The 7,174-nt window shown below is 74.5% G+C and carries 8 protein-coding genes; 5 read left to right on the top strand and 3 right to left on the bottom strand.

The features are described from left to right. Positions 1 to 174: 174 nt before the first annotated feature. The 4 genes from AE652_RS30835 to AE652_RS30820 all read left to right on the top strand — a co-directional run bounded on the left by AE652_RS30835 (position 175) and on the right by AE652_RS30820 (position 3,537). Positions 175 to 876 carry a hypothetical protein gene (locus AE652_RS30835; RefSeq protein ID WP_049657461.1) on the top strand — a complete coding sequence of 234 codons (702 nt, stop codon included), beginning with the start codon at positions 175 to 177 and terminating at the stop codon, positions 874 to 876. A 173-nt stretch (positions 877 to 1,049) separates the two neighbouring features. Beyond that, positions 1,050 to 1,820, top strand: a complete 771-nt coding sequence (locus tag AE652_RS30830) for a VC0807 family protein (RefSeq protein ID WP_304414274.1) — start codon at positions 1,050 to 1,052, stop codon at positions 1,818 to 1,820. A gap of 138 nt (positions 1,821 to 1,958) precedes the next feature. Next, positions 1,959 to 2,702, top strand: coding sequence for a tyrosine-protein phosphatase (locus AE652_RS30825; RefSeq protein ID WP_049657458.1), 744 nt, complete (start codon positions 1,959 to 1,961; stop codon positions 2,700 to 2,702). 76 nt (positions 2,703 to 2,778) lie between these two features. Continuing rightward, a complete protein-coding gene (locus AE652_RS30820) occupies positions 2,779 to 3,537 on the top strand; it encodes a Clp protease N-terminal domain-containing protein (RefSeq protein WP_049657457.1) in 759 nt (252 codons plus the stop codon). A 112-nt stretch (positions 3,538 to 3,649) separates the two neighbouring features. Here AE652_RS30820 and AE652_RS30815 read toward each other — a convergent pair whose 3' ends face one another. Next, positions 3,650 to 4,141, bottom strand: a complete 492-nt coding sequence (locus AE652_RS30815) for an NUDIX hydrolase (protein WP_063780323.1) — start codon at positions 4,139 to 4,141, stop codon at positions 3,650 to 3,652. 118 nt (positions 4,142 to 4,259) lie between these two features. On the opposite strand from AE652_RS30815, the gene AE652_RS48575 reads away from it, so the two are divergent. Continuing rightward, positions 4,260 to 4,661 (top strand): STAS domain-containing protein, encoded by a 402-nt coding sequence (locus AE652_RS48575; protein WP_049657452.1) that lies wholly within the window; start codon positions 4,260 to 4,262, stop codon positions 4,659 to 4,661. Here AE652_RS48575 and AE652_RS30805 read toward each other — a convergent pair. Then, entirely contained in the window at positions 4,569 to 5,546 is a 978-nt protein-coding gene (locus tag AE652_RS30805) for a sigma-70 family RNA polymerase sigma factor (protein ID WP_049657449.1), read from the bottom strand. The genes AE652_RS48575 and AE652_RS30805 overlap by 93 nt on opposite strands. Positions 5,547 to 5,668: 122 nt before the next feature. Next, a complete protein-coding gene (locus AE652_RS30800) occupies positions 5,669 to 6,934 on the bottom strand; it encodes a serine hydrolase (protein ID WP_049657448.1) in 1,266 nt (421 codons plus the stop codon). Between the last annotated feature and the right edge of the window lie 240 nt (positions 6,935 to 7,174).

Raw genomic sequence — 7,174 nt, 5'->3', positions numbered from 1 at the left:
GGCCCCGCCGTGCCCGAGGGCGCACGCACGACCCGTGCGGGCCCCGGTCGCACGCCCCTCCCCGGCGGTACGAGCCGTCGCGCCGGAGACCGCCGCCGGCCGACCCGGCAGGGGCGGGGAGCCGGCACCGCCGACGCCCTCCACCGGCAGCCCGACCAGCAGGGAAAGACCGCGATGACGACCGCCCACGAGCTCCGCGAGCTCCACGCGAAGGGCCTGCGCGAGCACCTCGCCCCCGCCCTGCGCGCCCTGGGCCTCACCGGGTGGCGCCGGACCTTCAGCCTGCCGGACGAGACCCACTGGCTGCTGCTCGGCCTGGTCGAGCGCCCCGCCGCCGACCGGGTGCCCTTCACCTTCGACCTCAGCGTGGTCCGCCGCACCGACTGGACCGTCGCGGACCTCCCCGGCCACCGGCCCGACCCGCGCACCCGGTACGGCTTCGAGGCCTGGCGGGCCAGGATCGGCGAGGTGCTGCCGGTCGGCGAGGACGTCTGGTGGGAGGTGCTGCCCGGGCCGCGCTGGCAGCTCCCGCTGGACGACGCCGTCGCCGCCGTCCGCCACTACGGCCTGCCCGAACTGCGGCGCCGGGCCGAGGCGGACCGCGCTCCCACCGGCGAGACGTACCTCCTCCCCACCGAGCTGGAGACGGTCAACGCCGCGCTGGAGGCCGCCTCGGTGGCCCGGGTGCGGCGCGCCGAGCTGGCCGACAAGGCCCTGCTGCTGACCGGCGCCTGGACCCGGGGCGACGGCGTCGCCCGGACCGTCCTGGCGGGTGTCGCGCGGGGCTTCCTGTCCGCCGGGGACGAGCGCTTCCGCACCGTCCGCTGCCTGGACACCCTGGGCCGCGAGCTGTGGACCTTCCCCGCCGAGGACTAGGGCCGCCCGGGAGCGGAAAGCCGCAGGTCGGAGGCGGTGTCACGGCGCTCACCATGACAACTGTCACGCGGATGACGCAACGGACGGCACTGCTCTGACGGAGGGTCGGACGGAAAGACTGGAGGCACGACGCGGGCAGCGGCCCGCGGCCACCAGCCGGGGAGGAACCCACCGTGAGCCAGACCGTCAGTGCCGCCGCCGTCACCAGCACCGTCGCTTCCCCGGTCGCCGCCCCGATCGCCGCCGTCACCGGAACCGCCGCCACCGGCGCCGCCCACGCCAAGGCCCCCAACCCGCTGGTCTCCGGGCTCCGCCCGCTCGCCCTCGACGTGGTCGCCCCGCTGGCCGGCTACTACCTGCTGCACTCGGCCCTCGGCCTGAGCGAGTTCGCCGCGCTGGCCTGGAGCACCGCCTTCCCGGCCGCCCGGACCGTCCTCGGCCTGCTGTCCGAGCGCAGGCTCAACCTGTGGGCCTCCCTGATGCTGGCCGTCAACCTGGCGGGCCTGGCGCTGACCTTCGTCACCGGCGACGCCCGGATGATGATCGCCAAGGACGGCGGGCTGAGCGGCACCGTGGCGGTGGCGATCCTGGTCTCCGCGCTGATCGGCCGGCCGGTGATGACCCCGGTGCTGATGCCCTTCGTCACCAAGGGCCGACGGGAGCGCGCCGCCGCCTGGCAGCGCCTGGTCGAGGGCCGGGCGGCCGGGTCTCGGGCCTTCCACCGCCACGAGCGCCTGTTCTCGGCCATCTGGGGCACCGCACTGCTGGCCGAGTGCGCGGCCCGGGTGGTCGGCGCCTTCACCCTGCCGGTGTCGACCATGGCCTGGCTGTCCACCGTCTTCCTGGTCGGCGCGATCGTGGGCGGTTCGATGCTCGGTCAGATCGCGGTCGAGCCGATGGAGCGGCTGGTCGGCGCCGAGGCCGAGGCCCCGACCGCCGCCTGAGCGGGCGGCCGCTCCTCCCGCTTCCTTCTCTGAACAGCCGGTTCCCGGGACTCGAACAGCGAGGAACCATCCGGATCTCCCGGGAGTCGTTCATAACGAGGGGGTAACGGGACCCCCGACGAGGAAACGGGGAGCCCCATGAACCGGACGACGCACGCGCCGAGCAGTACCGAGGACCGCACGCTCGTCTGGGACGGCTGCCTGAACGTCCGCGACCTGGGCGGACTGCCCACCACCTCCGGTCGGCTCACCGCCCGGGGCGCGATAGTCCGGGCGGACAACCTGGACCGCCTCACCGCCGAGGGCTGGGACGCCCTCCTCGACCACGGTGTCCGTACCGTGGTCGACCTGCGCAACGCCGAGGAGTACAAGCCGCTCCTCCCGCTCCCCGACGGCGTCGAGCTGATCCGCGTCCCGCTGGACGAGCTGGCCGGCCCCGCCTGGTGGGAGGCCCACGGACAGCTGGACGGCACCCCGCTCGCGCTCCGCCCGTACCTGGACCACTGCCCGCACGCCGCCGCCGCGCTGGTCTCCGCGATCGCCGGCGCCCGCCCCGGCGGCGTGGTCGTGCACTGCGGCGCCGGCCGTGACCGCACCGGCCTGGCCGCCCTGCTGCTGCTCGCCCTGGCCGGGGTCGACCGGGACGCGATCGCCGGGGACTACCTGCTGAGCGGCCCCAACATCCGCCCGCTGTACGGGATGCTGGGCCTGCCGGACCCGTTCCGCCGGATCGACGCGGCGCTCGCCGAGGCCGGGACCACCGCCGAGGCCGCGCTGGCGGCGGCGCTCGACGGGTTCGACCCGGACGGCTACCTGCTCGCGGCGGGTGTCGCGCCCGAGCGGATCGCCGCCGTCCGGGAGCGACTGCTGCCGGACGCCTGAGGGCGCCGGAACACCGCCCGCGAATAGCGTCAACCGATGGTTGACGATCCCCGGATCGACAACCTACGGTTGACGCATGGAGAATCCCGTTGTTCCCAACAGCACTCCGCTGCGCCTCGACGACCTGATCGCCGCGATCAAGAAGGTCCACCCCGACGCGCTCGACCAGCTCTCCGACGCGGTCATCGCCGCCGACCACCTCGGCGACCTCGCCGACCACCTCATCGGCCACTTCGTCGACCAGGCCCGCCGCTCCGGCGCGTCCTGGACCGACATCGGCCGCAGCATGGGCGTCAGCAAGCAGGCCGCCCAGAAGCGCTTCGTCCCCAAGGACCCGGGCACCCCCAACGACCTCGACCCCAGCCAGGGCTTCAGCCGGTTCACCCCCCGGGCCCGCAAGGTCGTGGTGGCCTCACAGGAGGAGGCCCGCAAGGCGGGCAACCCCGAGATCACCACGGAGCACCTGCTGCTCGGCCTGATCACCGAGCCCGAGGGCATCGGCGCGAAGGCGCTCGCCGCCCAGGGCGTCACCCCGGAGGCCCTGCGGGCGGTGGCTGGCGCCGCCCTGCCGGCCGCCGCCGCCGAACTGCCCGCACTGATCCCGTTCGACGCCGAGAGCAAGAAGGCGCTGGAACTGACCTTCCGCGAGGCGCTCAAGCTCGGGCACAACTACGTCGGCACCGAGCACATCCTGCTCGCGCTGCTGGAGCAGGAGAACGGCCAGGGCGTGCTGGCCGGGCTGAAGGTCGACAAGTCGGAGGCGGAGACCTTCGTCGCGGAGGCGATCGCCGCCGTCATCGCCGCCCGGAACACGGAGTCCGATCCTCAGCAGTGAGCCGCCGGAGCCCTGCGCCGGACGGAACTCCCGCCCGGCGCAGGGCACTTCCGCCCAGCACCCGGCTCGGCCCCCGGCGCAGAACCCGGCGCGGAACGGGTCGGCAGTCGGATCAGAAGCCGGAGACGTGGGTGGTGACGATACGGACCCGACCGTCGGCCGCCGCCTCCAGCGCCGCCCGCAGCCGGGCCGAACGGGCCGGGCCGAGCAGGTCCAGCGCCTCCTCGACGGCGGCCCAGCGGTAGTCGTCCAGCTCACCGGCCGGGACGGTCACGGGGGTGCCGTCCGGGACGGTGCCGAAGTCGAACATGAAGTGCTGGGCGGGGTGGTCGAGTTCGGCCGAGGCGTGGGTCCAGGAGATGGCCAGCAGGTCGCCCGCCGCCTGGACGATCCCGGTCTCCTCCTCCAGCTCCCGCACGGCGCACTCGACCGGGCCCTCGCCGAGGTCGATCGTGCCGCCCGGGAACTGCCAGTGCTCGCGGTACCCGGCCTTCACGATCAGGATCCGGCCGGACTCGTCCCGCAGCAGGCAGCCCGCCGCCGCGTAGATCCGGGGCAGGGACGCCAGCCATTCCTCACGGGACTTCAAGGGCTCAGCCGTCACGGTGCTTCTCCTGGGGCAGGGCGGTTCGGTCGTCCCACTCTGCCACCGGACGCCGGACCCGAGCGGCGGATTCGCCCCCGGACCGATGAGTCGGCGGCGCCGCGACGGTCCAACCCGCATGAGGACCACACCGTACGACGCCGTACTGACCTGTGACCTGGGCGCGCTGACCGCCCCCGACCTCGCCCTCGTCGACGCCCTCGCCCGGCTCCGGCTGGCCGCCGCCCGGCACCGGGTGGGCGTGGTGCTGCTGAACGCGAGCGGCCCGCTGCGGGAGCTGCTCGTGTTCAGCGGGCTCGCGGCGCTGTTCCCGGGGCCGGACGGTCCACTGGCCGCCGACCCGCTGACCGGCACCCCGATCGACGACGACCCGATGGCCGACGACCCGATCGACGACGATCCGCTGGACGACGCGGCCCTGGTGGAGCTACTCGGCCGCCAGCCGGGGCGGGAGGCCGAAGAGCGGGAAGAGCGCCTCGGTGTCCAGGAAGTTGGTGACCCCGGTGATCCGGCCCCCTGACACCTCCAGCGTGATCAGCGACCACGGTTCGTACCCGCCCGCCGGGCTCGGCCGGTACTGGCCGAAGGCCCGGGCACCGTTGGCCGTCACCGGGACCAGCCGGGAACCGCGGCAGCCGTGCCCGGGGCCCAGCATCCAGTCGCGGATCTCCTCCTGCCCGCGCAGCCACATCGAGAACGGCGGCATGTTGAGCGTGACGTCCTCGTGCAGCAGCGCGGCGAGGCCGTCCATGTCGTACGCCTCGAAGGCGCGGACGTAGCGGTCCAGCAGCGCGCGGTGGTCCTCGTCCAGCGCGGGGGCCGGCCGGACCGCCGGGGCGTCGGTGGCGAGCACCGCCCGGGCGCGCTGGAGCGCGCTGTTGACCGAGGCCACCGTGACACCGAGCAGTTCGGCCACCTCGGCGGCCTTCCAGCCGAGCACCTCGCGCAGGATCAGCACCGCCCGCTGCCGGGGCGCGAGCCGCTGGAGCACGGCGACGAAGGCCAGCTTCACCGACTCCCGCTGGGCGGCCACCTCGGCCGGATCCCCCGTCTCGGGCAGCACCCGGCCGTCCGGCGCCGGGCCGATCCACGTCACCTCGGGCAGCTGGGTGCCGTGCGCGGCGGCCACCGTGACCGGGCCGGCCAGGTCCATCGGCCGGGCCCGGCCGTTGCGGCCGTTCAGCGCGTCCAGGCAGACGTTGGTGGCTATTCGGTACAGCCAGGAGCGCAGCGCGGCCCGCCCCTCGAAGCCCCGGTGCCCGCGCCAGGCGCGGACCATGGTCTCCTGCACCGCGTCCTCGGCCTCGAAGACCGAGCCGAGCATGCGGTAGCAGTAGCCGGTCAGCTCGGTGCGGTACCGCTCCAGTTGGAGCTCGACCGGCTCCTCCGTGATCACGTCGGCCATCGTGCGCCCGCCCCCGTCGTCCTGCCGTGTGCCCTGGTGAACGCGACGAACGTAGCGCACCCCACTGACAGCGGCGCTCGCGACCGGGTTCGGCCGCTCCGGCCGCCCGGGAGCGGCGGGGCTCAGTGCTGCCCGTACGCCTGGCCGGAGCCGAAACCGGTGGTCACCAGCTTCCACAGGGTGGGGAACTCCTCGCCGGTGATGCCGGTCGGATTGAGCCCGATGACCACGCTGCGGGAGAAGTCGCGGGTGGCGAAGACGCCGGTGGTGTAGCCGGGCCGGGAGCCGTTCTTGCCCCAGACCTCGGTGCCGTTCGGCAGGACGGTGCGCAGCAGGCCGGCCGTGCTGTAGCAGGCGTGCCCGGCGGTCGGGCCGATCTCGCAGTTCTTGTTGTGGTCGTTCGGCAGCTCCGGGACGGCGAACACCTCGGCCTGCTGGGCGGGCCGCAGCAGCCGGCCGCGGTAGAGCGCCTCGAAGAACCGCTCCAGGTCGGCGGCGGAGGAGATCATGCCGCCCTCGGCCCACGGGTACGGGCTCTGCTCGGTGACGTCCACCCGGGCGGTGCTGCCGTCGGCGTTCCGGACGTCCACGTAGCCGGTGGCGTGCGGGCCGCGGATGGTCAGGTCGTCGGCGGCCGGGACGTAGGTGGCGTGCAGGCCGAGCGGGCCGGTGATGCGCCGCCGCACCTGGTCGGCGTAGTCGTCGCCGGTGACCTTCTCGATCACCAGCGCGGCGACGAAGTAGTTGTTGCCGTTGTACTGCTGGGCGGCGCCGGGCTCGAAGCTCCTCGGCTGGGTGAGCATGTCCGCCACCACCTGCTGCGGGCTGTAGGAGACCGCCTTGTGCGCGGCGAACCACGCCGTGCTGCCGTCCCCGGAGGTCATCCCGCCGCCCCCGGGCAGGCCGCTGGTGTGGTTGAGCAACTGCCGTACGGTGACCGGCGGGTAGCCGGCCGGCAGCAGTCCGGGCAGGTACTGCTGGACGGTGCCGTCCAGGTCGACCCTGCCCTCGCCGGCGAGCTGGAGCAGCACCGTCGCGGTGAACACCTTGGTGACGCTGCCGATCCGGAACCGGGCGTTCGTCGGCACGTCCTCCCCCGAGGTGCCGCGCCACCGGGCGTCCTGGCCGCCGACCCGGACCAGCGCGCCGGTGACGCCCGCGGGCAGCGAGTGGAGGGTCTCGGCGAGCGACTCCCAGTCCAGCGGGCCGGGGCGGGCCGTGGCGGAGGCGGTGGTGTCGACGGCACTCAGGGAGGTGCCCGGGGAGGCGGCCGCGGCCAGGGCCGGGGTCGCGGCGCCGATCGTGGCGACGCCGACGGTGGCGGCGGCGAGCAGCGCGCCGGTCGCCACGAGGACGGACCAACGACCGGTACGGGCAGGGCTGTTCATGGGGAGTCTCTCCAACGGCGGCTCGCCCGGCGGGTATCGGGCCGCCCTGATCGGCGGCCCGCCCGGCCGACGGCGGCTCGGGCACTCGGACAGGAGAGAGTCTTCGGGACGGACTCGGGCCGCGGCATCCGGGAACGGCCCCGAACCTTCCCCGAGTACACCCCTGACCACACGTCAGGGATCAAGGGATCGCGGGTCGGGGGCGGGCGTCGGGGATCGCGGGTCGGGGGCGGGCGCGGG

Source organism: Kitasatospora sp. MY 5-36, from assembly GCF_001182915.1.
Classification (GTDB): domain Bacteria; phylum Actinomycetota; class Actinomycetes; order Streptomycetales; family Streptomycetaceae; genus Kitasatospora.
This window is presented reverse-complemented; position numbering and strand designations above follow the sequence as displayed.

What these genes read in the sequence shown, in the direction of transcription:
- AE652_RS30835 (WP_049657461.1), top strand. Translation starts at nt 175, where the DNA reads ATGACGACCGCCCACGAGCTCCGCGAGCTCCACGCGAAGGGCCTGCGC.
- AE652_RS30800 (WP_049657448.1), bottom strand. Translation starts at nt 6,934, where the DNA reads ATGAACAGCCCTGCCCGTACCGGTCGTTGGTCCGTCCTCGTGGCGACC.
- AE652_RS30805 (WP_049657449.1), bottom strand. Translation starts at nt 5,546, where the DNA reads ATGGCCGACGTGATCACGGAGGAGCCGGTCGAGCTCCAACTGGAGCGG.
- AE652_RS48575 (WP_049657452.1), top strand. Translation starts at nt 4,260, where the DNA reads ATGAGGACCACACCGTACGACGCCGTACTGACCTGTGACCTGGGCGCG.
- AE652_RS30820 (WP_049657457.1), top strand. Translation starts at nt 2,779, where the DNA reads ATGGAGAATCCCGTTGTTCCCAACAGCACTCCGCTGCGCCTCGACGAC.
- AE652_RS30825 (WP_049657458.1), top strand. Translation starts at nt 1,959, where the DNA reads ATGAACCGGACGACGCACGCGCCGAGCAGTACCGAGGACCGCACGCTC.